Source organism: Bradyrhizobium sp. IC3123, from assembly GCF_020193625.1.
Lineage (GTDB): Bacteria > Pseudomonadota > Alphaproteobacteria > Rhizobiales > Xanthobacteraceae > Bradyrhizobium > Bradyrhizobium yuanmingense.
Window position 1 is genome coordinate 382,365 of record NZ_JADYVF010000001.1, and the last position, 25,030, is coordinate 407,394.

Consider the following 25,030-nt stretch of genomic DNA (forward strand, 5'->3'; position numbering starts at 1 on the left):
CCCGGTGACGGGCCGCGGCAAGACAGCGGACCCGAGAGGGGCCGCAGCAGAAAAAGGGTGAAGGCCAGAATGCCGACGATCAACCAGCTGATCGCTCAACCGCGGGAAGTGCAGAAGTCGCGCAAGAAGGTGCCGGCGCTGCAGCAGTCGCCGCAGAAGCGTGGTGTTTGCACGCGCGTCTACACCACGACCCCGAAGAAGCCGAACTCGGCGCTTCGTAAGGTTGCCAAGGTGCGCCTGACCAACGGCTTCGAGGTGATCGGCTACATCCCCGGCGAGGGCCATAACCTCCAGGAGCACTCGGTGGTCATGATCCGCGGCGGCCGCGTCAAGGACTTGCCGGGCGTGCGCTATCACATCCTCCGCGGCGTTCTGGACACCCAGGGCGTCAAGAACCGTAAGCAGCGTCGTTCGAAGTACGGCGCCAAGCGTCCGAAGTAAGCGGGAACCAAGCCTATGTCTCGTCGCCACTCTGCGGAAAAGCGCGAAGTTCTTCCGGATCCGAAGTTCGGGAACATCATCGTCACGAAGTTCATGAACTCGGTGATGTACGCCGGCAAGAAGTCGGTTGCGGAAGGCATCGTCTATGGTGCGTTCGGCATCATCGAATCCAAGACCAAGCAGAACCCGCTCGGCGTGTTCGAGCAGGCGCTCGAGAACGTCATGCCGACCATCGAGGTCCGCTCCCGCCGCGTCGGCGGCGCGACCTACCAGGTTCCGGTCGAGGTCCGCTCGACCCGCCGGCAGGCGCTCGGCATTCGCTGGCTGATCGCGGCTGCGCGCGAGCGCAACGAGAAGACCATGACCGAGCGGCTCTCGGCGGAGCTCTTGGACGCATCGAACAACCGGGGGAACGCCGTCAAGAAGCGCGAAGACGTGCACCGGATGGCGGAAGCCAACCGCGCCTTCTCGCACTATCGCTGGTAACGGCGAAACAAACGGACTCGCAAGGAACACCCTATGCCCCGCCAACATGCCATCGAGGACTACCGTAACTTCGGTATCATGGCGCATATCGACGCCGGCAAGACCACGACGACCGAGCGCATCCTCTATTACACCGGCAAGAGCCACAAGATCGGCGAAGTGCACGAAGGTGCCGCGACGATGGACTGGATGGAGCAGGAGCAGGAGCGTGGCATCACGATCACCTCGGCTGCGACCACCGCGTTCTGGAACGGCAAGCGCCTGAACATCATCGACACTCCCGGTCACGTCGACTTCACCATCGAAGTCGAGCGTTCGCTCCGCGTGCTCGACGGTGCCGTCTGCGTGCTCGACTCCAACCAGGGCGTCGAGCCTCAGACCGAGACCGTCTGGCGCCAGGGCGACAAGTACAAGGTTCCGCGCATCGTCTTCGCCAACAAGATGGACAAGATCGGTGCCGACTTCTTCAAGTGTCTGGCGGACATCGTCGACCGTCTGGGCGCCAAGCCCGTCGCGATCCAGCTTCCGATCGGTGCCGAGAACAACTTCAAGGGTCTCGTCGACCTCGTGAAGATGAAGGGCGTCGTCTGGAACGATGAATCGCTCGGTGCCAAGTTCGATTATGTCGATATTCCGGAAGACCTTGCCGACCAGGCCAAGGAATACCGCGAGAAGATGGTGGAAGCCGCCGTCGAGCTCGACGACGATGCCATGGCCGCCTATCTCGATGGCAAGGAGCCGGACGAGGCGACCCTGAAGCGCCTGATCCGCAAGGCGGTGCTGACCGGCGCGTTTTATCCCGTGCTGTGCGGCTCGGCCTTCAAGAACAAGGGCGTGCAGCCGCTGCTCGACGCCGTGGTCGACTATCTGCCGTCGCCGCTCGACGTGCCCGCGATCAAGGGCACCGACGACAAGGGCAACGAGGTCGTGCGCAAGGCGGACGACAAGGAGCCGCTAGCGCTGCTCGCGTTCAAGATCATGGACGACCCGTTCGTCGGCACCATCACCTTCTGCCGCATCTATTCCGGCATCCTGCAGAGCGGCACCGGCGTCGTGAACTCGACCCGCGAGAAGAAGGAGCGGATCGGGCGCATGCTGTTGATGCATGCGAACAACCGCGAGGACATCAAGGAAGCCTATGCCGGCGACATCGTCGCGCTGGCCGGTCTGAAGGAAGCGCGCACCGGTGACACGCTGTGCGATCCCGACAAGCAGGTGATCCTGGAGAAGATGGAGTTCCCCGAGCCGGTCATCGAGATCGCGATCGAGCCGAAGTCCAAGGCCGACCAGGAGAAGCTGGGCGTGGCGCTGGCCAAGCTCGCCGCGGAGGATCCGTCCTTCCGCGTGTCGACCGACCACGAGTCCGGCCAGACCATCCTCAAGGGCATGGGCGAACTCCACCTCGACATCAAGGTCGACATCCTCAAGCGCACCTACAAGGTCGACGCCAACATCGGCGCGCCGCAGGTGGCGTTCCGTGAGCGCATCACCAAGCGGGTGGAGCACAGCTATACCCACAAGAAGCAGACCGGCGGTACCGGCCAGTTCGCGGCCGTGTCGTTCATCGTCGAGCCGAACGAAGCCGGCAAGGGCTTCGAGTTCGAATCGAAGATCGTCGGTGGCGCGGTGCCGAAGGAATACATCCCGGGCGTCGAGAAGGGCCTGGAGAGCGTGCTGTCGTCCGGCGTGGTCGCGGGCTTCCCCGTGGTCGACGTCAAGGTGCAGCTGGTCGACGGCAAGTATCACGACGTCGACTCATCGGCGCTCGCCTTCGAAATCGCCTCGCGCGCCTGCTTCCGCGAAGCGCTGCAGATGGGCAAGTCGGTCCTGCTCGAGCCGATCATGAAGGTCGAGGTGGTGACCCCGGAAGACTACACCGGCTCGGTCATCGGCGACCTGAATTCCCGGCGCGGTCAGATCCAGGGGCAGGACATGCGCGGCAACGCCAACGTCATCAACGCGATGGTGCCGCTCATGAACATGTTCGGTTACGTGAACAATCTGCGCTCGATGAGCCAGGGTCGCGCGACCTTCACCATGCAGTTCGATCACTACGCAGAAGCGCCGGCCAACGTGTCGGCAGAAGTCCAGAAGAAGTTTGCCTGATTGTCGTCGGTTGAAAGCTGACGATTGAACGGAGAGTCAAATGGCCAAAGCAAAGTTTGAACGTACCAAGCCGCACTGCAACATCGGCACCATCGGTCACGTCGACCATGGCAAGACGTCGCTGACCGCGGCGATCACCAAGGTTCTCGCCGAAGCCGGCGGTGCGACGTTCACCGCGTACGACCAGATCGACAAGGCGCCGGAAGAGAAGGCCCGCGGCATCACCATCTCGACCGCGCACGTCGAGTACGAGACGCCGAACCGCCACTACGCCCACGTCGACTGCCCCGGCCACGCCGACTACGTAAAGAACATGATCACCGGCGCTGCCCAGATGGACGGCGCGATCCTGGTTGTGTCGGCCGCTGACGGCCCGATGCCGCAGACCCGCGAGCACATCCTGCTCGCCCGCCAGGTCGGTGTGCCCGCGCTCGTCGTGTTCCTCAACAAGTGCGACATGGTCGACGATCCGGAGCTGCTCGAGCTCGTCGAGCTCGAAGTCCGCGAGCTGCTTTCCAAGTACGAATTCCCCGGCGACAAGATTCCGATCATCAAGGGTTCGGCGCTCGCCGCTCTCGAAGACTCCGACAAGAAGCTCGGCCACGACGCCATCCTCGAGCTGATGAAGAACGTCGACGAGTACATCCCGCAGCCGGAGCGTCCGATCGACCAGCCGTTCCTGATGCCGGTTGAAGACGTGTTCTCGATCTCGGGCCGCGGCACCGTCGTGACCGGCCGTGTCGAGCGCGGCGTCGTCAAGGTCGGCGAGGAAATCGAGATCGTCGGTCTCCGCGCCACCCAGAAGACCACCGTCACCGGCGTCGAAATGTTCCGCAAGCTGCTCGATCAGGGTCAGGCCGGCGACAACATCGGCGCGCTGCTCCGCGGCACCAAGCGCGAAGACGTCGAGCGCGGCCAGGTTCTGGCCAAGCCGGGTTCGGTCAAGCCGCACACCAAGTTCAAGGCCGAGGCCTACATCCTCACCAAGGAAGAGGGCGGTCGCCACACCCCGTTCTTCACCAACTACCGTCCGCAGTTCTACTTCCGCACCACCGACGTGACCGGTGTCGTGCACCTGCCGGAAGGCACCGAGATGGTGATGCCGGGCGACAACATCGCGATGGAAGTGCACCTGATCGTGCCGATCGCGATGGAAGAGAAGCTCCGCTTCGCGATCCGCGAAGGCGGCCGCACGGTCGGCGCCGGCGTCGTCGCCTCGATCATCGAGTAACAACGCGAATAGGGAATGGCGAGTGGCGAATAGTTTCTATTCGCTATTCGCTACTCGCCACTCACTAAGAAAGATTCGGCAATGAACGGCCAAAACATTCGTATCCGTCTCAAGGCGTTCGACCATCGTATCCTCGATACGTCGACCCGTGAGATCGTGAACACGGCGAAGCGCACCGGCGCGCAGGTCCGCGGACCCATTCCGCTGCCCACCCGCATCGAGAAGTTCACCGTCAACCGTTCGCCCCACGTCGACAAGAAGAGCCGCGAACAGTTCGAGATGCGCACTCACAAGCGCCTGCTCGACATCGTCGATCCGACCCCGCAGACCGTCGATGCTTTGATGAAGCTCGACCTGGCCGCCGGTGTCGACGTCGAGATCAAGCTCTAAGATTTTGGATCCCGTTCGCCAAAAGCGGACAAAGAGAACAGGAAGCAAGCCGATGCGCTCCGGAGTGATCGCACAAAAGGTCGGGATGACGCGGGTCTTCACGGAGGCCGGCGAACATATCCCCGTGACCGTGCTGAAGCTCGGCAATTGCCAGGTCGTAGGCCACCGCACCGAAGAGAAGAACGGTTACGTCGCGCTCCAGCTCGGTTCGGGCAGCCGCAAGACCGTTTACATGCCGAAGGCCGAGCGCGGCCAGTTCGCGGTCGCCAAGGTCGAGCCGAAGCGCCGGGTCGAGGAATTCCGTGTCACCGCGGACGCCATGATCCCGGTCGGCGCCGAGATCCAGGCCGACCACTTCGTCGTCGGCCAGTTCGTCGACGTCACCGGCACTTCGGTCGGTAAGGGCTTCGCCGGCGGCATGAAGCGCTGGAACTTCGGCGGTCTGCGCGCCACGCACGGTGTGTCGATCTCGCACCGCTCGATCGGTTCGACCGGTGGCCGTCAGGACCCCGGCAAGACCTGGAAGAACAAGAAGATGCCCGGCCACATGGGTGTCGATCGCATCACCACGCTCAACCTTCGCGTCGTCCAGACCGATGTCGAGCGCGGCCTGATCCTCGTCGAAGGCGCCGTTCCCGGCTCCAAGGGCGGCTGGATCCGCGTGCGCGACGCCGTCAAGAAGCCGCTGCCGAAGGAAGCCCCGAAGCCCGGCAAGTTCAAGGTTGCTGGCGACGCGGAAGCCGCTCCGGCTGCGCAGGAGGCGTGAGATGGAATTGAAGGTCACCACCCTCGAAGGTAAGGAAGCCGGCTCCGTCCAGCTCTCCGACGCCATTTTCGGCCTCGAGCCGCGCGAGGACATCATCGCGCGCTGCGTGCAGTGGCAGCTCAACAAGCGCCAGGCCGGCACGCACAAGACCAAGGGCCGCGCCGAGATCTGGCGCACCGGCAAGAAGATGTACAAGCAGAAGGGCACCGGCGGTGCTCGTCACGGCTCGGCCCGCGTGCCGCAGTTCCGCGGCGGCGGTCGTGCCTTCGGTCCGGTGGTGCGTTCGCACGCCACCGACCTGCCGAAGAAGGTCCGTGCGCTCGCTCTGAAGCATGCGCTCTCGGCCAAGGCCAAGGACGGCGATCTCGTCGTGATCGAGAAGGCCGCGCTGGAAGCCGCCAAGACCAAGGCGCTGCTCGGCCACTTCTCGGGCCTCGGCCTCACCAACGCGCTGATCATCGACGGTGCCGAGCTCAACAACGGCTTCGCCGCTGCGGCTCGCAACATCCCGAACATGGACGTGCTGCCGATCCAGGGCATCAACGTCTATGACATCCTGCGCCGTCAGAAGCTCGTTCTGACCAAGGCCGCCATCGATGCGCTGGAGGCGCGCTTCAAATGAGCAAGAACATCGAGCCTCGCCACTACGACGTGATCCTGTCGCCGGTCGTGACCGAAAAGGCGACGATCGCCTCGGAGCACAACAAGGTGCTGTTCAAGGTGGCCGCCAAGGCGACCAAGCCGCAGATCAAGGAAGCGATCGAGAAGCTGTTCGACGTCAAGGTCAAGAGCGTCAACACGCTGGTCCGCAAGGGCAAGGTCAAGGCCTTCCGCGGCACCATCGGCTCGCAGTCGAACAGCAAACGCGCGATCGTGACCCTCGAAGAGGGTCACCGGATCGACGTCACCACCGGTCTGTAAGGTCGTACGACGATGGCACTGAAGACATTCAATCCCACGACGCCGGGCCAGCGCCAGCTGGTCATGGTCGATCGTTCGGCCCTCTACAAGGGCAAGCCGGTCAAGGCGCTCACCGAAGGCAAGAAGTCCTCGGGCGGCCGCAACAACACCGGCCGCATCACCGTGCGCTTCCGCGGCGGTGGTCACAAGCAGACGCTGCGTACCGTCGACTTCAAGCGTGAGAAAATCGACGTGCCCGCGACCGTCGAGCGTCTCGAGTATGATCCCAATCGCACCGGTTTCATCGCCCTGATCAAGTATCAGGACGGCGAGCAGGCCTACATCCTGGCGCCGCAGCGCCTGGCGGTGGGTGACACGATCATCGCCGGCAATTACGTCGACGTGAAGCCGGGCAACGTCATGCCGCTCGGCAACATGCCGGTCGGCACGATCATCCACAACATCGAGGTCAAGATCGGCAAGGGCGGCCAGCTGGCGCGTTCCGCCGGCACCTACGCCCAGCTCGTCGGCCGTGACCAGGATTACGTCATCATCCGCCTGAACTCGGGCGAGCAGCGCCTCGTGCATGGTCGTTGCCGCGGCACGATCGGCGCGGTGTCGAACCCGGATCACATGAACACCTCGATCGGCAAGGCCGGTCGTAAGCGTTGGATGGGCCGCAGGCCGCACAACCGCGGTGTCGCGATGAACCCGATCGACCATCCGCACGGCGGTGGTGAAGGTCGTACCTCGGGCGGCCGCCACCCGGTCACCCCGTGGGGCAAGCCGACCAAGGGCAAGAAGACCCGCACCAACAAGTCGACCAACAAATTCATTCTCCTAAGCCGCCACAAGCGGAAGAAGTAAGGAACGCCGGACATGGTTCGTTCAGTCTGGAAAGGCCCGTTCGTCGAGGGTTCTCTGCTCAAGAAGGCAGATGCCGCGCGCGCGTCCGGCCGTCACGACGTTATCAAGATCTGGAGCCGTCGCTCGACGATCCTGCCGCAATTCGTCGGCCTGACCTTCGGCGTCTACAACGGTCAGAAGCACGTGCCGGTGGCCGTGAACGAGGAAATGGTCGGTCACAAGTTCGGCGAGTTCTCGCCGACCCGGACCTTCCATGGCCACTCCGGCGACAAGAAAGCCAAGAAGGCTTGAGGATTAAACGATGAGCAAACCTAAGCGCGAACGGAGCCTCGCCGACAACGAGGCCAAGGCGGTCGCCCGGATGCTGCGGGTGAGCCCCCAGAAGCTCAACCTGGTCGCCCAGCTCATTCGCGGCCGGAAGGCGTCTGCCGCGCTCGCCGACCTGCAGTTTTCGCGCAAGCGGATCGCGGTCGACGTGAAGAAGTGCCTGGAATCGGCGATCGCCAACGCCGAGAACAACCACGACCTCGACGTCGACGATCTCGTCGTGGCGCAGGCCTTCGTCGGCAATGGCCTCGTGATGAAGCGCTTCGCCGCCCGCGGCCGCGGCCGCTCGGGCCGTGTCTACAAACCGTTTTCGCAGCTGACGATCATCGTTCGTCAGGTCGAAGCTGAAGCCGCCGCTTAAGGGCGCAGGAGAACACGATGGGTCAAAAGATCAATCCGATCGGTCTGCGTCTCGGCATCAACCGGACCTGGGATTCCCGCTGGTTCGCCGGCAAGCAGGAATACGGCAAGCTGCTGCACGAGGACGTCAAGATTCGCGAGATCCTGCACAAGGAGCTCAAGCAGGCGGCCGTCGCCCGCATCGTGATCGAGCGTCCGCACAAGAAGTGCCGCGTCACCATCCACTCGGCCCGTCCGGGCGTGGTGATCGGCAAGAAGGGCGCCGACATCGACAAGCTGCGCAAGAGGGTCGCGGACATCACCTCGTCCGACGTCGTCATCAACATCGTCGAGATCCGCAAGCCGGAGCTCGATGCGACGCTGGTGGCCGAATCGATCGCGCAGCAGCTCGAGCGCCGCGTGGCGTTCCGCCGTGCCATGAAGCGCGCCGTGCAGTCGGCAATGCGTCTCGGCGCGGAGGGCATCCGCATCAACTGCTCGGGACGTCTGGGCGGTGCGGAAATCGCGCGCATGGAGTGGTACCGCGAAGGCCGCGTGCCGCTGCACACGCTGCGTGCCGACATCGACTACGGCGTTGCGACCGCGTTCACGACCTTCGGCACCTGCGGCGTCAAGGTCTGGATCTTCAAGGGCGAGATCCTCGAGCACGATCCGATGGCCCAGGACAAGAGAATGGCCGAAGGCGAGACCGGCGGCAGTGGCGATCGCGGTGGCCGTCAGCGCCGCGAGACGGCCGCTGCCTAAGGCCAGACAGGAATTTGAGGGCTTAAAGCCATGATGCAACCTAAGAAAACGAAGTTCCGGAAGGCGCATAAGGGCCGCATCCACGGCGTTGCGTCTTCGGGCGCGACGTTGGCGTTCGGCCAGTTCGGCCTGAAGGCGACCGAGCCTGAGCGCGTCACCGCGCGCCAGATCGAAGCCGCCCGCCGCGCGCTGACCCGCCACATGAAGCGCGCCGGCCGCGTCTGGATCCGCGTGTTCCCCGACGTTCCGGTGTCGAAGAAGCCGGCCGAAGTCCGCATGGGCTCCGGCAAGGGTTCGCCGGAATTGTGGGTCGCGCGCGTCAAGCCGGGCCGGGTGCTGTTCGAGATCGACGGCGTCAACACCCAGACGGCGCGTGAGGCGCTGACCCTGGCGGCCGCCAAGCTGCCGATCAAGACGCGCTTCGTCGAGCGCATTGCGGAGTAATGGCCATGGCACAGATGAAGATCGAAGACATCCGCGCGATGAGCCCCGACCAGCAGGATGAGGCCATCCTGAACCTGAAGAAGGAGCGCTTCAACCTGCGCTTCCAGCGCGCCACCGGGCAGCTCGAGAACACCTCGCGCCTGCGCGAGGCCCGCCGCGACATCGCCCGGATCAAGACCATCGCCGCGCAGACGCGCGCGAAGAAGAAGTAAGAGGCTTACGAAGATGCCGAAACGTACTTTGCAGGGCGTGGTCGTCAGCGACAAGCAAGCCAAGACCATCGTGGTGCGCGTCGACCGCCGCTTCACGCACCCGATCTACAAGAAGACGATCCGCCGTTCGAAGAACTATCACGCGCACGACGAGAGCAACCAGTTCAAGCCGGGCGACATGGTGTGGATCGAGGAAACGAAGCCGATTTCGAAGTTGAAGCGCTGGGTCGTGATCCGGGGCGAACACAAGAAAAGCGCCTGATCTGTTGGCTTTAGCCGACTGACTTCAGGGAAATGTTGAGCGCCGGCTGGGCTGGCGCAAAGAGAAAGAGGACGAGGTGCATCAATGATTCAGATGCAGACCAACCTCGACGTGGCCGACAATTCTGGCGCACGCCGTGTCATGTGTATCAAGGTGCTCGGAGGCTCCAAGCGCCGCTACGCCACGATCGGCGACATCATCGTCGTGTCGATCAAGGAAGCCATTCCGCGTGGCAAGGTGAAGAAGGGCGACGTGATGAAGGCCGTCGTGGTGCGCGTCCGCAAGGACATCCGCCGCGCCGACGGCTCGGTCATCCGTTTCGACCGCAACGCCGCCGTGCTGATCAACAACCAGTCCGAGCCGGTCGGCACCCGTATCTTCGGGCCCGTGCCGCGCGAGCTGCGCGCCAAGAACCACATGAAGATCATCTCGCTCGCGCCGGAGGTGCTGTGATGGCTGCGAAGATCCGCAAGGGCGACAAGGTCGTCGTGCTGACCGGCCGCGACAAGGGCCGCACCGGCGAAGTGTTCGAGGTTCGCCCCGACGCCGGCACCGCGCTGGTGCGCGGCATCAACATGGTCAAGCGTCACCAGAAGCAGACGCAGGCCCAGGAGGGCGGCATCATCTCGAAAGAGGCGCCGATCCAACTGTCCAACATCGCGTATGTCGGCAAGGACGGAAAGCCGACCCGCGTCGGATTCAAGATTCTGGCGGACGGCAAGAAGGTCCGCATCGCCAAGAGCTCGGGAGCTGAGATCGATGGCTGAGGCCGCTTACACGCCGCGCCTGCGCGCGGAATATGACGCGAAGATCCGCACGGCTCTGACCGAAAAGTTCGGTTACGAGAATGTCATGCAGGTTCCGCGCCTGGACAAGGTTGTGCTGAACATGGGCGTTGGCGATTCCGTCAACGACCGCAAGAAGGCCGAGACCGCCGCTGCCGAATTGACCCAGATCGCCGGCCAGAAGGCGATCGTCACCTATTCGCGCATCGCGATCGCGACCTTCAAGCTGCGTGAGAACCAGCCGATCGGCTGCAAGGTCACGCTGCGCAAGGCCCGCATGTACGAGTTCATCGATCGCCTGGTGAACGTCGCGCTGCCGCGTGTGCGCGACTTCCGCGGCCTGAACCCGAAGAGCTTCGACGGCCGCGGCAACTACTCGCTCGGCATCAAGGAGCACATCATTTTCCCCGAGATCGACTTCGACAAGGTCACGGAAGCCCGCGGTATGGACATCACCGTCTGCACCACGGCCAAGACCGACGAAGAGGCGAGGGCCTTGTTGACCGCTTTCAATTTCCCGTTCCGGCAGTGAGACGCTGACTTAGAGCCTCTCAAACGCGGATACCCAGGAGCCAAGCATGGCAAAGAAGAGTTCAGTCGAGAAGAACAACCGGCGCAAGCGGATGGTGAAGAACGCCGCCGCCAAGCGCGAGCGGTTGAAGGCGATCATCGCCGACAAGACGCTGCCGATGGAGGAGCGGTTCGCCGCGACCCTGAAGCTGGCGGAAATGCCGCGCAACTCGTCGGCGACCCGCATCCGCCTGCGTTGCGAGCTGTCGGGCCGTCCGCGCTCGAACTATCGCAAGAACAAGCTGTCCCGTATCGCGCTGCGCGAACTTGGCTCCAAGGGCATGGTCCCGGGCCTCGTGAAGTCCAGCTGGTAAGGAGGGTCGTTTAGATGTCTACGCACGATCCAATCAGCGATCTGATCACCCGTATCCGCAACGCGCAGATGCGTTCGAAGACCAAGGTCTCCACGCCTGGCTCGAAGATGCGCGAGAACGTGCTCGAGGTTCTGAAGGCCGAGGGCTACATCCGCGGTTACGCCACGCTCGAGCACTCCTCGGGCCGCAGCGAGATCGAGATCGAGCTGAAGTATTTCGACGGCGAGCCCGTCATCCGCGAGATTGAGCGCGTTTCCAAGCCCGGGCGCAGAGTCTACGCCTCGGTGAAGAACCTGCCGCGGGTGAACAACGGTCTCGGCATTTCGGTGTTGTCGACGCCGAAGGGGATCATGGCCGACCACAGCGCGCGCGACGCGAATGTGGGCGGTGAAGTCCTCTTCACGGTGTTCTGAGAAGGATTTTTCATCCATGTCACGAGTTGGCAAAAGGCCTGTGGCGGTTCCGTCGGGTGTGACCGCGACCGTCGATGGGCAGACCGTCAAGATGAAGGGGCCGAAGGGCCAGCTTCAGTTCGTCGTCCACGACGACGTCGAGGTGAAGCTCGAGAACGGCCAGGTCAAGGTCAAGCCGCGGACCGAGACCAACCGCGCGCGGGCCCTCTACGGCACCGCTCGCGCCCAGGTCGCGAATCTGGTCGAAGGCGTCACCAAGGGTTTCGAGAAGAAGCTCGAGATCACCGGCGTCGGCTATCGCGCCGCGATGCAGGGCAAGAACCTGCAGCTCGCGCTCGGCTACAGCCATGACGTGATCTACCCGATCCCCGAGGGGATCACGATCACCGTGCCGAAGCCGACCGAGATCACGGTGGCGGGCAGCGACGTCCAGCGCGTCGGTCAGGTCGCCGCCGAGATCCGCTCCTATCGTCCGCCGGAGCCCTACAAGGGCAAGGGCGTGAAGTATGTGGGCGAATTCATCTTCCGCAAGGAAGGCAAGAAGAAGTAACGGAGCCGGTCATGTCGAAAGCCAAGGTTACGAATGCCCGGCGCAAGCGGAGTGTGCGGCTGAAGCTGCGCCGTTCCGCCGGCGGCCGTCCGCGCCTGTCGGTGTTCCGCTCGTCCAAGCACATCTACGCCCAGGTCATCGACGACCTGAAGGGCGAGACGCTGGCCTCTGCTTCGTCGCTCGAGAAGTCGATGCGCGACGGCGGCAAGACCGGCGCCGACATCGATGCGGCGAAGGCGGTCGGCAAGCTGCTGGCCGAGCGCGCTGCAGAGAAGGGTGTCAAGGAAGTCGTGTTCGATCGCGGCAGCTATCTCTATCACGGGCGCGTCAAGGCTCTTGCCGATGCAGCGCGTGAGAGTGGGCTGAGCTTCTAACAGAATTTGAGGATTGAGGCGTAAGTCTCTGAAGGATTAGAAAAATGGCAGAACGCGAACAACGTGGTGGACGCGATCAACGCGGCGGCGGACGTGAACGCAGGGAGCGCGAGGAGCGCGACAGCGAGTTCGTCGACAAGCTCGTCCACATCAACCGCGTGGCCAAGGTCGTCAAGGGCGGCAAGCGCTTCGGTTTCGCAGCGCTGGTCGTGATCGGCGACCAGAAGGGCCGCGCCGGCTTCGGTCACGGCAAGGCGCGCGAGGTGCCCGAGGCGATCCGCAAGGCGACCGAGTCCGCCAAGCGTAACCTGACGCGGGTGTCGCTGCGCGAGGGCCGCACGCTCCATCACGACATCGCCGGCCGTCATGGCGCGGGCCGTGTCTATCTGCGTGCAGCTCCGGCCGGTACCGGCATTATCGCCGGCGGCCCGATGCGCGCCGTGTTCGAGACGCTCGGCGTCCAGGACGTGGTGGCGAAGTCGATCGGCTCGTCGAACCCGTACAACATGGTGCGCGCGACCTTCGACGCGCTGAAGCACCAGGATTCGCCGCGTTCGGTCGCAGCCCGCCGCAACATCAAGGTGTCCACCCTCCAGTCCCGTCGTATCGGCGGCGATGCCGAGGCGGCCGCCGACTAACGGAAGCTTTTCGGAGTAGACTCCCATGGCCAAGGCCGCAAAGACGATCAAGGTCGAGCAGACCGGCAGCGCGATCCGCCGCCATCACTCGCAGCGTTCGACCCTGATCGGGCTCAAGCTCAACAAGATCGGCCGCACCAGCGAACTGCCGGATACCCCGGCGGTCCGCGGCATGATCGAGAAGGTTCACCATCTCGTCCGCATCATCGACGAGAAGTAAGCAAAGGCGCACGGTCCCGGAGAGCGGGAAGCGGTTTTCGGTGAAGATCGTGCGCAAGACACAAGGAGAAGGGCGATGAAGCTCAGCGATATCGCCGACAACGCCGGCTCGCGCAAGAAGCGTATGCGCGTCGGCCGCGGCATCGGTTCCGGCAAGGGCAAGCAGTCCGGCCGCGGCGGCAAGGGCCAGACCGCGCGTTCGGGCGTGCGCATCAAGGGTTTCGAAGGCGGCCAGATGCCGATGCATCGCCGTCTGCCCAAGCGCGGCTTCAACAACATCTTCCGCGTCGAGTTCGCCGAGATCAATCTCGACCGGCTCCAGGAAGCGGTCGACGCCAAGAAGATCGACGCCGGCAGCGTCGTCAATGTCGAGGCCCTGGTGAAAGGCGGCGTGCTGCGCCGCGCCAAGGGCGGCCTGCGGCTGCTCGGCCGAGGCGAGCTCAAGTCCAAGCTCAACATCGAAGTGCACGGCGCCAGCAAGACCGCGATCGCCGCGGTCGAGAAGGCCGGCGGTTCGGTGAAGATCCTCGCCCAGCCCAAGGAAGAAGGCGAGGCGGCGTAACAACTGCGTCATTGGCCCGCGCCTCGCGGGCCTTTACGCATGCGGGACGTGGACTTATCGAAGCCGAGCCCCAGATAATGTCCGGCGTCCGCTAATTCAGCCCGGCCGCGGGCATCAACGGCGCAATAGGCGGCGGGAGAAAGTCCAAGATGGTCTCTGCAGCGGAACAACTGGCAGCCAATCTCAATTTCGGCGCGTTTGCCAAGGCCGACGAACTGAAGAAGCGCATCTGGTTCACCCTGGGTGCGCTGCTCGTTTATCGGCTCGGGACCTACATTCCGCTGCCCGGCATCGACCCGAGCGCCTGGGAACAGGTGTTCCGCTCGCAGGCCGGCGGCATCCTCGGCATGTTCAACATGTTCGCCGGCGGCGGCATCAACCGCATGGCGATCTTCGCGCTGAACATCATGCCGTATATCTCGGCCTCGATCATCATCCAGCTGTTGACCACGGTGTCGCCGCAGCTCGAAGCGCTGAAAAAGGAAGGCGAAGCCGGCCGCAAGACGCTGAATCAGTATACCCGCTATCTCACGGTGATCCTGGCCGCGTTCCAGTCCTACGGCATCGCGGTAGGACTTCAGGGCGCCGGCAATGTCGTCAGCGAACCTGGACTGTTTTTCCTGCTCTCGACCTCTATCACGCTGACCGGCGGCACCATGTTCCTGATGTGGCTCGGCGAGCAGATCACCTCGCGCGGCATCGGCAACGGCATTTCGCTGATCATTCTGGCCGGCATCGTCGCCGAGTTGCCCGCGGCACTCGCCGGCATGCTCGAGCTCGGCCGTCAGGGCGCGATGTCGACCGGCCTGATCCTGGTCGTCATCATCATGGCCGTCGTCGTGATCGCCTTCATCGTCTTCATGGAGCGCGCCCAGCGCCGCCTCTTGATCCAGTATCCCAAGCGCCAGGTCGGCAACAAGATGTTCGAGGGCCAGTCCTCGCATCTGCCGCTCAAGCTCAACACCTCCGGCGTGATCCCGCCGATCTTCGCATCCTCGCTGCTCCTCTTGCCGACGACGGTTGCGAACTTCAACACGGGCAGCGGGCCGGAATGGTTCCAGTGGATCACCACACAGCTCGGCCATGGCCGTCCGCTGTTCCTGATCATGTATCTGGCGCTGATCGTGTTCTTCGCCTTCTTTTACACCGCGATCGTGTTCAACCCGACCGAGACCGCGGACAATCTGAAGAAGCACGGCGGTTTCATTCCCGGCATTCGCCCGGGCGAACGCACCGCGGAATACATCGACTACGTGCTGTCGCGCATCACCGTGCTGGGTGCGATTTATCTCGCCATCGTCTGCTTGATCCCGGAAATCCTGATCTCCTACGCCTCGGTGCCGTTCTATTTCGGCGGCACCTCGCTGCTGATCGTCGTCAGCGTCACCATGGACACGGTGGCGCAGGTCCAGGGCTATCTGCTGGCGCACCAGTATGAAGGTCTGATCCGCAAGTCCAAGCTGCGGGGCCGCCGTAGATGAGCAGGGAGCTCGCGCGCCGAATCGCTTTCACGATCGGCGCGCTGCTCCTTTTCAGGCTCGGCACGCAGATCCCGATTGCGGGACTGAATCTCTCCGACGTCTCGCCGGCGCTGGATCTCGTCTCCCGGCTTTCGATCTTTGCGCTCGGCCTCATTCCCTATCTGACTGCGGCAATCTTGATCCGGCTGCTGTCCATGGTGTGGCGCGGCCTGAGTTCGCTCGAACGATCCGGCGAGGGCGGACGGCGTAAGATCGCACGTGCCACGCTCGGGCTCACACTCGGAATTGCGGCCTTTCAGGCCTACGGCATCGCCTCGGCACTGACGTCGATCCCGGGCCTCGTCAAAAATCCCGACGGCTGGTTCGTGACGACGGCTACGGCCTCGATGGTCGGCGGCGTCGTCGTGCTGGTGTGGCTCAGCGAACAGATGACCCGCTACGGCATCGGCAATGGCTTGGCGCTGATCTTGAGTGCCGGCTTCATCGTCGCCGTTCCGCAAAACATTGCCGGTATCGCGGATCTCGTGCGGAGCGGGACGATCTCGGGCAATCTCGTGCTCGGCCATGTCGTGTTTTGGATCGCGATCGTCGTCGTGATCGTGCTTGTCGAAGGTGCGCGGCGAAATATCCGGGTCCAGTTCGCAGCACAAAGCGTCGGTACGCGGCAACTGCCTGTGCGCGATGCAGTACTGCCGATCAAGCTCAACAGCGCCGGGTTCGTGATTCCCGTCACCGTGGCGCCGTGGATATTCTATCTGCCGCTTGCCTTTGCGGGCTTCATCCTGGGAGGCGATCATCCCCTGGTTGCCGCAACCTACCGGCATCTCCAGCTGGGGCAGCCGGCGCACCTCATTCTCGTGTCGATCGCCGTGTTCGTGCTCGCCTTCGTCTACACTGCTTATGTGATTGATCCCGAATACACCGCCAAATCCCTGACCCGCCATGAGGGCGCAATTCCCGGTGTCGCTCCCGGCGAGGCCACCGCGGATTATCTCGATCGCGTCGTGTCATTGACGACAGTCGTCGGAGCCGTCTACCTGACGGCGTTGCAGTTGATTCCGGAGGTGTTCGAGCTTTACGGGATCGGGCTGCCTTATAGTATGGTCGTCAATGGTGGTGCAGTGCTGGTTGTGGTTTGCACCGTTCTTGATATCAAAACGCAGGTGCGCGAGGTGTCGCTCACCAATCCGGGGGGCGTACGCCGATGAGAATTATACTTCTGGGACCGCCGGGGTCGGGCAAGGGGACCCAGGCCCAGCTCCTGGTGCAGCGCTATGGCATCGTCCAGCTCTCGACTGGCGAGATGCTGCGTGCCGCGGTTGCGGCCGGCACCCCGGTCGGGTTGAAGGCCAAGGAGATCATGGCGAGCGGCGGCCTCGTGCCCGATGACGTCGTGGTGGGAATCATTTCCGACCGCATCGAGCAGCCGGACGCCAAGAGCGGTTTCATCCTCGACGGTTTCCCCCGCACCGTGCCGCAGGCCGAGGCGCTGGACGAGCTGCTCAAGCGCAAGCACCTCAAGCTGGACGCGGTGATCGAGCTCCGGGTCAATGAGAGTGCGCTTCTGAGCCGCGTCGAGACCCGCGTCGCCCAAATGCGGGAGCGCGGCGAGGAGGTCCGGCTCGACGATACCCCGGAGGTCCTGACCAAGCGGCTGGCCAGCTATCGCAGCCAGACGGAACCGCTGATTCACTACTATTCCGAGCGGCGGAAACTCTCGACCATCGACGGCATGATGACCATCGACGAGGTCACCCGCGCCATCCATCGCCAGCTGCTGGCTCTGGGGGCGGTCGAGCCCAAGACGCATGCCCGGAGCGCCGCCAAGGCGGCGCCGGCTAAAAAGGCCCAGGCGGGGAAGAAGGCGGCGGCAAGGCCGGCAAAAACGGTCAAAAAGGGCGTCAAATCGGCTAAAAAGGCCGCCAAATCGGCGGTGAAAGGCCCAAAGAAGGCGGCCAAGAAAGCCTCCAAGAAAGCCGTCAAGAAAGCAGCCAAGAAGTCGGTCAAAAAGGGTGCCAAAAAGGCCGCAAAAAAGGTCACGAAAAAGCGAGCCAAGCGCTAGCAGCGGTTGACGAAAGCCCCCGGAATCCCTTAATAAGCCCCGCATCCAAGTCGGATAGTTTCAGACGATGCCGGGCCCCAGGAAGACCGGGGGTGGGCGTCGTGTTCGCGTTTGTGAACACCTGCCCGAGAAAGCAAGCACTTAAAGCCCGATCCCTGACGAGGGATCGGCAACAGGAGAGAAGGCCGTGGCCCGTATTGCCGGCGTGAACATTCCCACCAACAAGCGCGTGCTGATCGCGCTCCAGTACATCCATGGCATCGGCCAGAAGATCGCTGGTGAGATCCTCGAGAAGGTGAAGATCCCCGTGGATCGTCGCGTCAATCAGCTCAGCGACGCCGAAGTGCTCCAGATCCGCGAAGTGATCGACCGCGACTATCTCGTCGAGGGCGACCTGCGTCGTGAGGTCGGCATCAACATCAAGCGTCTGATGGACCTCGGCTGCTATCGCGGCCTGCGTCATCGTCGCGGTCTGCCGGTGCGCGGTCAGCGGACCCACACCAATGCGCGCACGCGCAAGGGCCCGGCCAAGGCCATCGCCGGCAAGAAGAAGTAAACTGGCGAATTGGACGTGGCGAGTGGCGAGTAGGGGGCTTCCCTATTCGCCACTCGCTACTCGCTATTCGCTTCCATAGGTGTAGCCGCTGGCATTACGGCGGCGTTTGAGATCTTCAGGAAAGGGACTCAATGGGCAAGGAAGCCACCCGCGTTCGTCGTCGTGAGCGCAAGAACATCGCCTCCGGCGTCGCGCATGTGAACTCGTCGTTCAACAACACGACCATCACCATCACCGACGCGCAGGGCAATACGATCGCCTGGTCCTCGGCCGGCACGATGGGCTTCAAGGGCTCGCGCAAGTCGACCCCGTATGCCGCGCAGGTTGCCGCCGAGGACGTGTCCAAGAAGGCGCAGGAGCACGGCATGCGCACGCTGGAAGTCGAGGTCGCCGGTCCCGGTTCGGGACGCGAATCGGCGCTCCGCGCGCTCCAGGCTGCCGGCTTCACCGTCACCTCGATCCGCGACGTGACCACGATCCCGCACAACGGCTGCCGTCCCCGCAAGCGTCGGCGCGTTTGATTTTGACGAGCTGCGGGCGCGTCGGCGCCCGCGGCGACTTTGCAAGAAGCCGCGGGAATGATCTGCGGCCTTTCTCCAACGCCAGTATTTGCACCGTCAAATTGACTGGCCTGTATGGGTGAAACAGTGACGATCCAGAAAAATTGGCAAGAACTGATTCGGCCGAACAAGCTCCAGGTCACGCCCGGCAGCGATTCCTCGCGTTTCGCGACCATCGTCGCCGAGCCTCTCGAGCGTGGCTTCGGCCAGACCCTCGGCAATGCGCTGCGCCGCATCCTGCTCTCCTCGCTCCAGGGCGCGGCGGTGCAGTCGGTGCACATCGACGGCGTGCTGCACGAGTTCTCCTCGATCGCGGGCGTCCGTGAGGACGTCACCGACATCGTGCTCAACATCAAGGACATCTCGATCAAGATGCAGGGCGAGGGCCCCAAGCGCATGGTCGTGAAGAAGCAGGGCCCGGGTGTCGTCACCGCGGGCGACATTCAGACCGTCGGCGATGTGGTCGTGCTCAACCCCGATCTGCAGATCTGCACGCTCGACGAGGGCGCCGAGATCCGCATGGAGTTCACGGTCTCGACCGGCAAGGGCTACGTGCCCGCCGAGCGCAACCGTCCCGAGGATGCGCCGATCGGCCTGATCCCGGTCGACAGCCTGTACTCGCCGGTCCGCAAGGTCTCCTACAAGGTCGAGAACACCCGCGAGGGCCAGATCCTCGACTACGACAAGCTGACCATGACGATCGAGACCAACGGCGCGATCACGCCGGATGACTCGGTGGCCTACGCCGCCCGCATCCTGCAGGATCAGCTCAACGTGTTCGTCAACTTCGAAGAGCCGCGCAAGGAAGTCGCCCAGGAGATCATCCCGGACCTCGCCTTCAACCCGGCCTTCCTCAAGAAGGTGGACGAGCTCGAGCTGTCGGTGCGTTCGGCCAACTGCCTGAAGAACGACAACATCGTCTACATCGGCGACCTCGTGCAGAAGAGCGAGGCGGAAATGCTCCGCACCCCGAACTTCGGCCGCAAGTCGCTGAACGAGATCAAGGAAGTGCTGGCCCAGATGGGTCTGCACCTCGGCATGGAAGTGCCGGGCTGGCCGCCGGAGAACATCGACGAGCTCGCCAAGCGCTTCGAGGATCATTACTGAGCGAATGGCGAGTAGGGAGTGGCGAGTAGGGGAAGAAGATCTATTCGCTACTCACCATTCGCCACTCGCAGCCTAGGGCGAACGCAGGAAGCCCACCTGAAAACCAGTCGCTGAACCACCGCGACACAATCGAAGAAGGACTACACACATGCGTCACGGCAAGGTTCATCGGAAGCTCAACCGCACGGCCGAGCACCGCAAGGCGATGTTCGCCAACATGGCGGCCGCGCTGATCAAGCACGAGCAGATCGTCACCACGCTGCCCAAGGCCAAGGAGCTTCGCCCGATCGTCGAGAAGCTCGTCACCCTCGGCAAGAAGGGCGGCCTGTCGCTGCGCCGTCAGGCCATCTCCGAGCTGCGCGACGTCGACATGGTCAAGAAGCTCTTCGACACGCTGGCGACCCGCTACAAGGACCGCCAGGGCGGCTACACCCGCATCATCAAGGCCGGCTTCCGCTACGGCGACAACGCCGCGATGGCCGTGATCGAGTTCGTCGATCGCGACGTCGATGCTAAGGGCCAGGATTCCGGTCCGGTGCAGGAGAAGGAAGCCGAGGCGGCGTAAAGCCCGATCGGCATGACGTTTCAAGAGCGGCGCCTTTGGCGCCGCTTTTTTGTTGGAACGGTCGGGTGGACAAAGGCCCGCTCTTAGCGCGCCGTGCCCACCATTCACGCTCCTCACGCGTCGGTGAGCCCCGATTGCAGCTGAGGGAGCCGCTTCCGATATCTCCATCCGCATCCATGGAGATATCGCATGAAGATCGACCTTTCCGGAAAAACCGCTCTCGTGACCGGCTCGACCGCCGGTATCGGCCACGCCATCGCCAGGGGTCTCGCCGGCTCCGGCGCCAGCGTCGTGATCAACGGCCGCGGCCAGGACAAAGTCGATGCGGCGGTGCGCAGGCTGGAAGGGACGGGCGGGAAGGTCCGCGGCATCGCGGCCGACGTCTCGACCGCGGCAGGCTGCAAGGCACTCGTTGCGGCGCTGCCCGAGGTCGACATCCTCATCAACAATGCCGGCATCTTCGAGCCCAAGGATTTCTTCGATATTCCGGACGAGGATTGGAGCCGCTTCTTTGAGGTCAACGTGATGAGCGGCGTGCGGCTGTCGCGCGCCTACATGAAGGGCATGCTCGCACGCAATTGGGGCCGCATCGTCTTCATCTCCTCGGAATCCGGGCTCAACATTCCCGTCGAGATGATCCATTACGGCATGACCAAGACGGCCCAGCTTTCGGTGGCGCGCGGCCTGGCGCAGCTCACCAGCGGCACCGGCGTCACCGTCAATTCCGTGCTGCCGGGCCCGACCATGTCGGAAGGCGTCGAGACGTTCGTCAAGGATCTCGCGAAGCAGAACGGCCAGTCCGTGGATGAAGCCGCCGCCAACTTCGTCAAGCAGCATCGTCCGAGCTCGCTGCTGCAGCGCTTCGCCAGCGTCGACGAGATCGCCAACATGGTGGTCTATGTCGCCTCGAAGGAGGCATCCGCCACAAACGGCGCAGCGCTGCGCGCCGAGGGTGGCATCGTCAACACGATCGCCTGAGGCGATGCGCATGGCGGCCTATGTGATCTCGGAGGTCGAGGTGCGCGATCCCGCCGCATTCGAGGCCTATCGCGCCCTGGCTGCCAAGACGATCGCGCAGTACGACGGGCGTTATCTCGTCCGCGGCGGCAAGGCCGAGCTTGCCGAAGGCAATTTGCCGCCGAAAGCCATTATCATCGTCGAGTTCGCGTCGATGGCGCGGCTGAAGGAATGGTACGCCTCGCGGGAATATGCCGAAGCGCTCAAGGTGCGGCAGACGGCGCTGGAGCGGCGGCTGTTGTTCGTTGAAGGGACGCCGGTGCCGTAGGGTGGGCAAAGCGAAGCGTGCCCACCATTGTCGCGACTAGAGAGAGATGGTGGGCACTGCGCAAGTGCGCGTTGCCCACCCGACGAAAGCTACCATCCCTCCAGCACGATCTTGCCGCGCGACTTGCCGCTCTCCAACAGCGCGTGCGCGCGCTTGAGGTTGGCTGCGTTGATTGTGCCGAAGGTCTGGTCCAGCGTGGTGCGCAACACGCCCTTGTCGATGAGGTCGGCGACATCATTGAGCAGATGATGCTGCGCGATCATGTCAGGGGTCTGGAACGAGGAGCGCGTGAACATCGATTCCCAGTGCACCGAGATTGCCTTGCCCTTGAATGCGGCAATCGTGAACTCCGGAGGATCATCGATCAGGCCGAACTTGCCCTGCGGTGCCATGAATTCCGCAATCGCCTTGTAGTGCTGGTCGGTAAAGGTGAGGCTGGCCACGAGTGCGACCGGCGGCAGGTTCAGTTTCTCGATCTGCTCCTTCATCGGCTTGCCATGGTCGATCACCGCATGCGCGCCGAGATCGAGGCACCATTTCTGCGACTCCGGCCGTGTCGCGGTGGCGAGCACCGTCAGCCCGGTGAGGCGGCGGGCGAGCTGGATCAGGATCGAGCCGACGCCGCCGGCGCCGCCCGTGATCAACAGCGTGCGCGGATCGACGCTCTTGCCCGGCACCGCGCCGAGCCGGTCGAACAGCAGCTCCCAGGCGGTGATCGAGGTGAGGGGAAGAGCGGCGGCTTGGGCGAACGACAGGCTCTTCGGTTTGGCGCCGACGATGCGCTCGTCGACCAGATGGAATTCGGCGTTGGTGCCCTGGCGCAGGATCGAGCCGGCGTAGAACACCTCGTCGCCCGGCTTGAACAGCGTCACGTCGGGCCCGACCGCATCGACCACGCCGGCCGCGTCGTAGCCGAGGATTTTCGTCTCGCCCTCGGGTGGGGCGGCGCGCTTGCGCACTTTGTAGTCGACCGGATTGGCCGAGATCGCTTTCACCGCGACGCGGATGTCGCGCCCTTTGGGGTCGGGTTTAGCGGTCTCGAAATCGAACAGTGATTCCGCGTCCTCGATCGGAAGCGATTTCTTGTAGCCGACGGCCTTCATGGCTTGTCTCCATCAGATGGGCTGTTTGCCTGCCGCTCTAACTGTCGCCCTGGCTTCAAATTGGCAAGTACTGTAAATTCGGGGATATAGTCCCTGTTTGGATACTATTGGGAAAATACGCATGAAACGGCGCGATTTTGCCCGGCGCCCGGGCTGCGCGGTCGAAGCGACGCTGGACCTGATCGACGGCAAGTGGAAGGGCGTGATCCTCTACCACCTGCAGAGCGGCACCCAGCGCTTCGGCGAATTGCGCCGCCGGATGCCTGGCATCACCCAGCGCATGCTGACGAAGCAGCTGCGCGCGCTGGAGGAAGACAAGCTCGTCATCCGCAAGGTCTATGCCGAGGTGCCGCCGCGCGTGGAGTATTGCCTGTCTGAGCTGGGCGAGAGCCTGAGGCCCGTGATCGACATCCTGAAGGCCTGGGGCGAGAGCCACCAGGAGCGGTTGTCCTGCGCGCCGCCGCCCGTGGTCGTGAAGAAGAAGCGCGCGGCGTGATTTGGAGAACACAGGCGGTGCGGTTCGTTACCTCTCCCCGACGGGGAGAGGTCGAATTGCGAAGCAATTCGGGTGAGGGGGCGCCGTCATCCTCGATGGAACGTAACCTCTCACCCGCGCCTTCGGCGCGACCTCTCCCAATGGGAGATGTGTAGAGTCTCAGAACGCGAACTGCGTACGCATCGCGACCGCGTCGAACTTCGAGCCGACGTCGGCGGTCGAGATCGGCGAGGCCTGTCGCGACACCGTGCCGTGCAGATAGTCGAGCATGAAGCGCACGTTGCCGTTGACGTACCAGTTGAGCGCGAGCGTATAGACGGTCTGCCGGCCGCCTGCGACGCCGCTCGCGGTCGCGAGCTGATCGTTGAGGTCGATCGTCGAGAACCGTCCTGCGATCTCCCACGCGCCCCAGCCGCCGCCGTCGAGCGAGAACGGGTGCGCCGGCTTGACGCCGCTATAGGCCGCGTTCGCCGCATTGTATGAGCGGCCTTCGCCGGTCAGCACATAGCCGGCCTGCGCGTAGCCGCCTTGGAATTTCAGGCTCGGTGCACCCGTCAGCGGCACGGCCGTGTTGGCGGTACGATCGACATTGTACCAGAAATACTCGCCCTGGACGATGAACGGACCGTAGGTCGCCGCCGCCTCGACGCTGTAGACCTGCGCGCCCGAGGCATTGGCGATAGCGCCGGTCGAGATCAGCGTGGTCGGGTCGAGACGCAATTCCGGACGATCGCTGAGCGTGACCGTCTGGGTGTTGGCGATGAGATTGCGCGGCGGCTGGATCAGCCATTGCGCATTGGCGCCGATATGCACCGAGTAGTCCTTGGTGCTGATCGGATTGCCGGCGACGCGCGCCACGGCACCATATTGCTCGCTGGTGCCGGGCGGCGCCGCGCTCGAGGCGGAATGGATCGCACCGGTCGTCGGTCCCGTGACATAGCCGCCGATCCAGAGCTGGTCGTTGAACCAGCGCGCACCGGCTGCGGAACGGAAGTCACCGGCGGCGATGTTGGTCGCGATCACGCCGGGCGAGGCGCGCTCCATGAACATGATGTCGTTCGAGCTCGTGGCTTCATCCATGGTGTAGGGCAGGTCCATAATGCCAGCCTCGATCGCCATCTTGCCGCCGAACGGCTTCAGGCCGGTATAGCTGATATAGGCGTTCTCGACGCCGGAGACGCCGCCGCCGGGCAGCGATCCCGGCGCGGCGCCGCCAAATCCGTCGGACGAGCCGCCGAAATCGTAGACCAGTGCGAAATTCCAATCGTGGAAGAACTTGCCGGTGACACCGATGCGCGCGCGGCGGACGTTCTGGCCGCTATCGAGCTTTTGCGGCACGGTGGCCGCGGTGTTGGGACGATAGTCATAGCCGCCGACATCCCAATGCAGGCGGCTGGTGATGGCGACGCAGTTGGCCTGGTCGGCGGTGCAGATCGTCGGCCGGTTGTTCGGCATCGTCACGACGACGCCGGACGCCGGCGCCGGCCCCTTGACGGGGATTGCCGCGTTGGCGTTGGCCACCGCGGCCTTTGCCTCCGCGCGCGCCTCGGCCTTTGCCTCTGCCTTGGCTTCGACTTTCGCCTTTGCTGCGGCTGCCGTGTTCGCCGCGGTCTGGCTCTGCAGCTTGTCGAGCTTCTGCTCGAGCATCTTCAACTGCTGCTTCAACAGCGCGATCTCCTGCTCGCTGCTGCTTGCCGACTGGGCCTGGGCCTGCGAGGCCGCCAGCGCGCCGGCGAGACCAATCGCGGTGGCCGCAATTCTTGTTCTGCTCACGTTACGCTCCATCATCTGACTGTTTTCCCCAAGTCGCGAACGGAGAGCCTAGGTGTGATCGATGACTGCCCCGCGACGCTG

General features: G+C 63.6%; 37 protein-coding genes. 35 read left to right on the forward strand and 2 right to left on the reverse strand.

What is annotated here, in order from left to right; translation table 11 throughout:
* Positions 1-69: 69 nt before the first annotated feature.
* The 34 genes from rpsL (at position 70) to I6F20_RS02120 (ending at position 21,577) form a co-directional block, all read left to right on the forward strand.
* Positions 70-441, forward strand: coding sequence for a 30S ribosomal protein S12 (gene rpsL, locus I6F20_RS01955; protein ID WP_007603006.1), 372 nt, complete (start codon positions 70-72; stop codon positions 439-441).
* Positions 442-456: 15 nt separating this feature from the next.
* Positions 457-927 (forward strand): 30S ribosomal protein S7, encoded by a 471-nt coding sequence (gene rpsG, locus I6F20_RS01960; protein ID WP_018647239.1) that lies wholly within the window; start codon positions 457-459, stop codon positions 925-927.
* 33 nt (positions 928-960) lie between these two features.
* Entirely contained in the window at positions 961-3,033 is a 2,073-nt protein-coding gene (fusA, locus tag I6F20_RS01965) for an elongation factor G (RefSeq protein WP_036027596.1), read from the forward strand.
* A gap of 40 nt (positions 3,034-3,073) precedes the next feature.
* Complete coding sequence (gene tuf, locus I6F20_RS01970) at positions 3,074-4,264, forward strand: elongation factor Tu (RefSeq protein WP_025036994.1); 1,191 nt, start codon at positions 3,074-3,076, stop codon at positions 4,262-4,264.
* A gap of 81 nt (positions 4,265-4,345) precedes the next feature.
* Complete coding sequence (gene rpsJ, locus I6F20_RS01975) at positions 4,346-4,654, forward strand: 30S ribosomal protein S10 (RefSeq protein ID WP_002712302.1); 309 nt, start codon at positions 4,346-4,348, stop codon at positions 4,652-4,654.
* A gap of 52 nt (positions 4,655-4,706) precedes the next feature.
* Positions 4,707-5,420 (forward strand): 50S ribosomal protein L3, encoded by a 714-nt coding sequence (gene rplC / locus I6F20_RS01980; RefSeq protein WP_025036993.1) that lies wholly within the window; start codon positions 4,707-4,709, stop codon positions 5,418-5,420.
* Between the two features lies 1 nt (position 5,421).
* Complete coding sequence (rplD, locus tag I6F20_RS01985) at positions 5,422-6,042, forward strand: 50S ribosomal protein L4 (RefSeq protein WP_225124899.1); 621 nt, start codon at positions 5,422-5,424, stop codon at positions 6,040-6,042.
* Positions 6,039-6,341, forward strand: coding sequence for a 50S ribosomal protein L23 (locus tag I6F20_RS01990; protein ID WP_025036992.1), 303 nt, complete (start codon positions 6,039-6,041; stop codon positions 6,339-6,341). The genes rplD and I6F20_RS01990 overlap by 4 nt, the downstream gene beginning before the upstream one ends.
* Before the next feature lie 12 nt (positions 6,342-6,353).
* A complete protein-coding gene (rplB, locus tag I6F20_RS01995; RefSeq protein ID WP_024342450.1) occupies positions 6,354-7,187 on the forward strand; it encodes a 50S ribosomal protein L2 in 834 nt (277 codons plus the stop codon).
* Positions 7,188-7,199: 12 nt separating this feature from the next.
* Positions 7,200-7,478, forward strand: coding sequence for a 30S ribosomal protein S19 (rpsS, locus tag I6F20_RS02000; RefSeq protein ID WP_008136357.1), 279 nt, complete (start codon positions 7,200-7,202; stop codon positions 7,476-7,478).
* Positions 7,479-7,488: 10 nt separating this feature from the next.
* On the forward strand, positions 7,489-7,875 hold the full coding sequence (gene rplV / locus I6F20_RS02005) for a 50S ribosomal protein L22 (protein WP_008549264.1): 387 nt from the start codon (positions 7,489-7,491) through the stop codon (positions 7,873-7,875).
* 17 nt (positions 7,876-7,892) lie between these two features.
* Positions 7,893-8,618 carry a 30S ribosomal protein S3 gene (gene rpsC, locus I6F20_RS02010; protein WP_036011029.1) on the forward strand — a complete coding sequence of 242 codons (726 nt, stop codon included), beginning with the start codon at positions 7,893-7,895 and terminating at the stop codon, positions 8,616-8,618.
* 30 nt (positions 8,619-8,648) lie between these two features.
* A complete protein-coding gene (gene rplP, locus I6F20_RS02015) occupies positions 8,649-9,062 on the forward strand; it encodes a 50S ribosomal protein L16 (RefSeq protein ID WP_008136349.1) in 414 nt (137 codons plus the stop codon).
* A gap of 5 nt (positions 9,063-9,067) precedes the next feature.
* Complete coding sequence (gene rpmC / locus I6F20_RS02020) at positions 9,068-9,274, forward strand: 50S ribosomal protein L29 (protein ID WP_025036989.1); 207 nt, start codon at positions 9,068-9,070, stop codon at positions 9,272-9,274.
* Between the two features lie 13 nt (positions 9,275-9,287).
* Complete coding sequence (gene rpsQ, locus I6F20_RS02025) at positions 9,288-9,536, forward strand: 30S ribosomal protein S17 (protein WP_024342452.1); 249 nt, start codon at positions 9,288-9,290, stop codon at positions 9,534-9,536.
* A gap of 84 nt (positions 9,537-9,620) precedes the next feature.
* On the forward strand, positions 9,621-9,989 hold the full coding sequence (gene rplN / locus I6F20_RS02030; RefSeq protein ID WP_007603030.1) for a 50S ribosomal protein L14: 369 nt from the start codon (positions 9,621-9,623) through the stop codon (positions 9,987-9,989).
* On the forward strand, positions 9,989-10,303 hold the full coding sequence (gene rplX, locus I6F20_RS02035) for a 50S ribosomal protein L24 (protein WP_011088142.1): 315 nt from the start codon (positions 9,989-9,991) through the stop codon (positions 10,301-10,303). The genes rplN and rplX overlap by 1 nt, the downstream gene beginning before the upstream one ends.
* Positions 10,296-10,853 (forward strand): 50S ribosomal protein L5, encoded by a 558-nt coding sequence (rplE, locus tag I6F20_RS02040; protein ID WP_025036988.1) that lies wholly within the window; start codon positions 10,296-10,298, stop codon positions 10,851-10,853. The genes rplX and rplE overlap by 8 nt, the downstream gene beginning before the upstream one ends.
* 46 nt (positions 10,854-10,899) lie before the next feature.
* Positions 10,900-11,205, forward strand: coding sequence for a 30S ribosomal protein S14 (gene rpsN, locus I6F20_RS02045; protein WP_028137018.1), 306 nt, complete (start codon positions 10,900-10,902; stop codon positions 11,203-11,205).
* A 14-nt stretch (positions 11,206-11,219) separates the two neighbouring features.
* Entirely contained in the window at positions 11,220-11,618 is a 399-nt protein-coding gene (rpsH, locus tag I6F20_RS02050; protein ID WP_024342456.1) for a 30S ribosomal protein S8, read from the forward strand.
* A 16-nt stretch (positions 11,619-11,634) separates the two neighbouring features.
* A complete protein-coding gene (gene rplF, locus I6F20_RS02055; RefSeq protein WP_036011036.1) occupies positions 11,635-12,168 on the forward strand; it encodes a 50S ribosomal protein L6 in 534 nt (177 codons plus the stop codon).
* Between the two features lie 11 nt (positions 12,169-12,179).
* Positions 12,180-12,542 (forward strand): 50S ribosomal protein L18, encoded by a 363-nt coding sequence (gene rplR, locus I6F20_RS02060; RefSeq protein ID WP_024342458.1) that lies wholly within the window; start codon positions 12,180-12,182, stop codon positions 12,540-12,542.
* A gap of 44 nt (positions 12,543-12,586) precedes the next feature.
* The gene (gene rpsE, locus I6F20_RS02065) at positions 12,587-13,180 is read left to right on the forward strand and encodes a 30S ribosomal protein S5 (protein WP_025036985.1); all 594 of its coding nucleotides are present in this window, start codon (positions 12,587-12,589) and stop codon (positions 13,178-13,180) included.
* Positions 13,181-13,205: 25 nt separating this feature from the next.
* Entirely contained in the window at positions 13,206-13,400 is a 195-nt protein-coding gene (gene rpmD / locus I6F20_RS02070) for a 50S ribosomal protein L30 (RefSeq protein ID WP_025036984.1), read from the forward strand.
* Between the two features lie 75 nt (positions 13,401-13,475).
* Entirely contained in the window at positions 13,476-13,961 is a 486-nt protein-coding gene (gene rplO, locus I6F20_RS02075; RefSeq protein ID WP_036011044.1) for a 50S ribosomal protein L15, read from the forward strand.
* Between the two features lie 149 nt (positions 13,962-14,110).
* Complete coding sequence (secY, locus tag I6F20_RS02080; RefSeq protein ID WP_036011045.1) at positions 14,111-15,442, forward strand: preprotein translocase subunit SecY; 1,332 nt, start codon at positions 14,111-14,113, stop codon at positions 15,440-15,442.
* Positions 15,439-16,650, forward strand: a complete 1,212-nt coding sequence (locus I6F20_RS02085) for a preprotein translocase subunit SecY (protein ID WP_225124901.1) — start codon at positions 15,439-15,441, stop codon at positions 16,648-16,650. Before secY ends, I6F20_RS02085 begins: the two co-directional genes overlap by 4 nt.
* Complete coding sequence (locus I6F20_RS02090; RefSeq protein ID WP_036011049.1) at positions 16,647-17,504, forward strand: adenylate kinase; 858 nt, start codon at positions 16,647-16,649, stop codon at positions 17,502-17,504. The genes I6F20_RS02085 and I6F20_RS02090 overlap by 4 nt, the downstream gene beginning before the upstream one ends.
* A gap of 187 nt (positions 17,505-17,691) precedes the next feature.
* A complete protein-coding gene (gene rpsM / locus I6F20_RS02095) occupies positions 17,692-18,060 on the forward strand; it encodes a 30S ribosomal protein S13 (RefSeq protein ID WP_008549231.1) in 369 nt (122 codons plus the stop codon).
* Positions 18,061-18,191: 131 nt separating this feature from the next.
* A complete protein-coding gene (rpsK, locus tag I6F20_RS02100) occupies positions 18,192-18,581 on the forward strand; it encodes a 30S ribosomal protein S11 (RefSeq protein WP_007603045.1) in 390 nt (129 codons plus the stop codon).
* Positions 18,582-18,695: 114 nt separating this feature from the next.
* Positions 18,696-19,727: a DNA-directed RNA polymerase subunit alpha gene (locus I6F20_RS02105; protein WP_036011050.1), complete on the forward strand. Its 1,032-nt coding sequence runs from the start codon at positions 18,696-18,698 to the stop codon at positions 19,725-19,727.
* A 148-nt stretch (positions 19,728-19,875) separates the two neighbouring features.
* A complete protein-coding gene (rplQ, locus tag I6F20_RS02110) occupies positions 19,876-20,292 on the forward strand; it encodes a 50S ribosomal protein L17 (protein WP_025036979.1) in 417 nt (138 codons plus the stop codon).
* A gap of 189 nt (positions 20,293-20,481) precedes the next feature.
* Positions 20,482-21,270, forward strand: a complete 789-nt coding sequence (locus I6F20_RS02115; protein WP_225124903.1) for an SDR family NAD(P)-dependent oxidoreductase — start codon at positions 20,482-20,484, stop codon at positions 21,268-21,270.
* 10 nt (positions 21,271-21,280) lie between these two features.
* The gene (locus I6F20_RS02120) at positions 21,281-21,577 is read left to right on the forward strand and encodes a DUF1330 domain-containing protein (RefSeq protein ID WP_036027590.1); all 297 of its coding nucleotides are present in this window, start codon (positions 21,281-21,283) and stop codon (positions 21,575-21,577) included.
* Positions 21,578-21,666: 89 nt separating this feature from the next.
* Here I6F20_RS02120 and I6F20_RS02125 read toward each other — a convergent pair whose 3' ends face one another.
* Positions 21,667-22,680 (reverse strand): zinc-binding alcohol dehydrogenase family protein, encoded by a 1,014-nt coding sequence (locus I6F20_RS02125; RefSeq protein WP_225124905.1) that lies wholly within the window; start codon positions 22,678-22,680, stop codon positions 21,667-21,669.
* Between the two features lie 121 nt (positions 22,681-22,801).
* Here I6F20_RS02125 and I6F20_RS02130 point away from each other — a divergent pair, with 121 nt between their 5' ends.
* Complete coding sequence (locus I6F20_RS02130; RefSeq protein WP_225124906.1) at positions 22,802-23,176, forward strand: winged helix-turn-helix transcriptional regulator; 375 nt, start codon at positions 22,802-22,804, stop codon at positions 23,174-23,176.
* Between the two features lie 159 nt (positions 23,177-23,335).
* Here the strand turns inward: I6F20_RS02130 and I6F20_RS02135 are convergent, their stop codons facing one another.
* Positions 23,336-24,949, reverse strand: a complete 1,614-nt coding sequence (locus I6F20_RS02135; protein WP_074448164.1) for an OprO/OprP family phosphate-selective porin — start codon at positions 24,947-24,949, stop codon at positions 23,336-23,338.
* Positions 24,950-25,030 lie beyond the last annotated feature (81 nt).

What these genes read in the sequence shown, in the direction of transcription:
- rpsQ (WP_024342452.1), top strand. Translation starts at nt 9,288, where the DNA reads ATGCCGAAACGTACTTTGCAGGGCGTGGTCGTCAGCGACAAGCAAGCC.
- I6F20_RS02105 (WP_036011050.1), top strand. Translation starts at nt 18,696, where the DNA reads ATGGGTGAAACAGTGACGATCCAGAAAAATTGGCAAGAACTGATTCGG.
- I6F20_RS02115 (WP_225124903.1), top strand. Translation starts at nt 20,482, where the DNA reads ATGAAGATCGACCTTTCCGGAAAAACCGCTCTCGTGACCGGCTCGACC.
- rpmD (WP_025036984.1), top strand. Translation starts at nt 13,206, where the DNA reads ATGGCCAAGGCCGCAAAGACGATCAAGGTCGAGCAGACCGGCAGCGCG.
- rpsN (WP_028137018.1), top strand. Translation starts at nt 10,900, where the DNA reads ATGGCAAAGAAGAGTTCAGTCGAGAAGAACAACCGGCGCAAGCGGATG.
- I6F20_RS01990 (WP_025036992.1), top strand. Translation starts at nt 6,039, where the DNA reads ATGAGCAAGAACATCGAGCCTCGCCACTACGACGTGATCCTGTCGCCG.
- rplV (WP_008549264.1), top strand. Translation starts at nt 7,489, where the DNA reads ATGAGCAAACCTAAGCGCGAACGGAGCCTCGCCGACAACGAGGCCAAG.
- rpmC (WP_025036989.1), top strand. Translation starts at nt 9,068, where the DNA reads ATGGCACAGATGAAGATCGAAGACATCCGCGCGATGAGCCCCGACCAG.
- rpsS (WP_008136357.1), top strand. Translation starts at nt 7,200, where the DNA reads ATGGTTCGTTCAGTCTGGAAAGGCCCGTTCGTCGAGGGTTCTCTGCTC.
- rpsE (WP_025036985.1), top strand. Translation starts at nt 12,587, where the DNA reads ATGGCAGAACGCGAACAACGTGGTGGACGCGATCAACGCGGCGGCGGA.
- tuf (WP_025036994.1), top strand. Translation starts at nt 3,074, where the DNA reads ATGGCCAAAGCAAAGTTTGAACGTACCAAGCCGCACTGCAACATCGGC.
- I6F20_RS02120 (WP_036027590.1), top strand. Translation starts at nt 21,281, where the DNA reads ATGGCGGCCTATGTGATCTCGGAGGTCGAGGTGCGCGATCCCGCCGCA.
- rplX (WP_011088142.1), top strand. Translation starts at nt 9,989, where the DNA reads ATGGCTGCGAAGATCCGCAAGGGCGACAAGGTCGTCGTGCTGACCGGC.
- rplD (WP_225124899.1), top strand. Translation starts at nt 5,422, where the DNA reads ATGGAATTGAAGGTCACCACCCTCGAAGGTAAGGAAGCCGGCTCCGTC.
- rplE (WP_025036988.1), top strand. Translation starts at nt 10,296, where the DNA reads ATGGCTGAGGCCGCTTACACGCCGCGCCTGCGCGCGGAATATGACGCG.
- I6F20_RS02085 (WP_225124901.1), top strand. Translation starts at nt 15,439, where the DNA reads ATGAGCAGGGAGCTCGCGCGCCGAATCGCTTTCACGATCGGCGCGCTG.
- rplB (WP_024342450.1), top strand. Translation starts at nt 6,354, where the DNA reads ATGGCACTGAAGACATTCAATCCCACGACGCCGGGCCAGCGCCAGCTG.
- secY (WP_036011045.1), top strand. Translation starts at nt 14,111, where the DNA reads ATGGTCTCTGCAGCGGAACAACTGGCAGCCAATCTCAATTTCGGCGCG.
- rpsL (WP_007603006.1), top strand. Translation starts at nt 70, where the DNA reads ATGCCGACGATCAACCAGCTGATCGCTCAACCGCGGGAAGTGCAGAAG.
- rpsG (WP_018647239.1), top strand. Translation starts at nt 457, where the DNA reads ATGTCTCGTCGCCACTCTGCGGAAAAGCGCGAAGTTCTTCCGGATCCG.
- rpsH (WP_024342456.1), top strand. Translation starts at nt 11,220, where the DNA reads ATGTCTACGCACGATCCAATCAGCGATCTGATCACCCGTATCCGCAAC.
- I6F20_RS02090 (WP_036011049.1), top strand. Translation starts at nt 16,647, where the DNA reads ATGAGAATTATACTTCTGGGACCGCCGGGGTCGGGCAAGGGGACCCAG.
- rpsC (WP_036011029.1), top strand. Translation starts at nt 7,893, where the DNA reads ATGGGTCAAAAGATCAATCCGATCGGTCTGCGTCTCGGCATCAACCGG.
- I6F20_RS02130 (WP_225124906.1), top strand. Translation starts at nt 22,802, where the DNA reads ATGAAACGGCGCGATTTTGCCCGGCGCCCGGGCTGCGCGGTCGAAGCG.
- rplC (WP_025036993.1), top strand. Translation starts at nt 4,707, where the DNA reads ATGCGCTCCGGAGTGATCGCACAAAAGGTCGGGATGACGCGGGTCTTC.
- rplQ (WP_025036979.1), top strand. Translation starts at nt 19,876, where the DNA reads ATGCGTCACGGCAAGGTTCATCGGAAGCTCAACCGCACGGCCGAGCAC.
- rplP (WP_008136349.1), top strand. Translation starts at nt 8,649, where the DNA reads ATGATGCAACCTAAGAAAACGAAGTTCCGGAAGGCGCATAAGGGCCGC.
- rplF (WP_036011036.1), top strand. Translation starts at nt 11,635, where the DNA reads ATGTCACGAGTTGGCAAAAGGCCTGTGGCGGTTCCGTCGGGTGTGACC.
- rpsK (WP_007603045.1), top strand. Translation starts at nt 18,192, where the DNA reads ATGGGCAAGGAAGCCACCCGCGTTCGTCGTCGTGAGCGCAAGAACATC.
- rplN (WP_007603030.1), top strand. Translation starts at nt 9,621, where the DNA reads ATGATTCAGATGCAGACCAACCTCGACGTGGCCGACAATTCTGGCGCA.
- rpsJ (WP_002712302.1), top strand. Translation starts at nt 4,346, where the DNA reads ATGAACGGCCAAAACATTCGTATCCGTCTCAAGGCGTTCGACCATCGT.
- fusA (WP_036027596.1), top strand. Translation starts at nt 961, where the DNA reads ATGCCCCGCCAACATGCCATCGAGGACTACCGTAACTTCGGTATCATG.
- I6F20_RS02125 (WP_225124905.1), bottom strand. Translation starts at nt 22,680, where the DNA reads ATGAAGGCCGTCGGCTACAAGAAATCGCTTCCGATCGAGGACGCGGAA.
- rplO (WP_036011044.1), top strand. Translation starts at nt 13,476, where the DNA reads ATGAAGCTCAGCGATATCGCCGACAACGCCGGCTCGCGCAAGAAGCGT.
- rplR (WP_024342458.1), top strand. Translation starts at nt 12,180, where the DNA reads ATGTCGAAAGCCAAGGTTACGAATGCCCGGCGCAAGCGGAGTGTGCGG.